Origin of the sequence: Halomicronema sp. CCY15110 (assembly GCF_016888165.1) — a bacterium.
In the GTDB taxonomy this organism is placed as follows: Bacteria; Cyanobacteriota; Cyanobacteriia; order Phormidesmidales; family Phormidesmidaceae; genus Halomicronema.
In genome coordinates this window covers 1-885 of record NZ_JACSWC010000356.1, presented here as the reverse complement: position 1 = coordinate 885, position 885 = coordinate 1, and the positions used below count along the sequence as shown (strand labels likewise).

1 protein-coding gene is annotated in these 885 nt (G+C 53.0%); it reads left to right on the top strand.

All coding sequences use genetic code 11. The annotated features are described in order from the left end of the window. Window positions 1-181: 181 nt before the first annotated feature. Window positions 182-885: IS4 family transposase (locus JUK32_RS16995; protein ID WP_204140054.1), on the top strand; the 704-nt coding region annotated here is incomplete at its 3' end.

Sequence of the window (885 nt, the reverse complement as noted above, 5' to 3'; positions counted from 1 at the left end):
AATAGATAAGGAAGTCCAATTAGCGTGACATTTTGGATCAAAAATGCCTTTTAGGATGAGGCGCGATTAGATATGGATAGATAAGGAAGCAAATAAACTGTTGTTTATCAAGAGTTTCAAGGTTGACCAGTCGCGCTAAGCTCATGACTTTAAAAGACCATCAATGTCAGGGGAGCATGGTATGAGCTGGGCAAAAGACGAGCTAAAGAGCACGAATTTAGGTGACCGTCGCCGTGCACAACGGCTAGTAACGATCGTGGAAGACCTGATCGCACAGCCGAATGCGAGCGTGTTGCAAGCGAGCCGCGATGATGCGGCGGTGCAAGGACTGTATAAGTTTTGGTCAAATCGGCGCATTACCCCCACCGCCATCTTGTCCGGCCACATTGATCAAACGGTCGAACGCTGCTTAGAACACTCAACGGTGCTGACGATCCAAGACACGACTGAACTAGACTTCAGCACTCACCGCCACACTCGCGGCTTAGGCCCCATCAGTGATGCCTCAGCCACCGGCCTCAAAGTCCACCTCACCCTGTGTAGTAGCGATGCCGGAGTCCCCTTAGGCATCTTGCAAGAAACCGTGTGGGCCAGAGAGAAGACCCGGCGTGGTGCGGGCTATCGCGCTCGACAAACGGTGATCGAAGAGAAAGAAAGCTACCGCTGGCTGGAGCATCAAGAAGCGAGCCAACAACTGATCCCCGCATCCGTCGAGGTCATTACGATCACAGACCGCGAAGGGGATATCTATGACTTGTTTGCGCAGCCAAGACGCCCCCGCTCCGAGTTTTTAATCCGCGCCGCCCAGAACCGCAACACGAAGCGAGATGCCTATGCCGAAGAAGTGCAACCGTTATTTGAAGCGATCCGCCAACAACCCTGCCA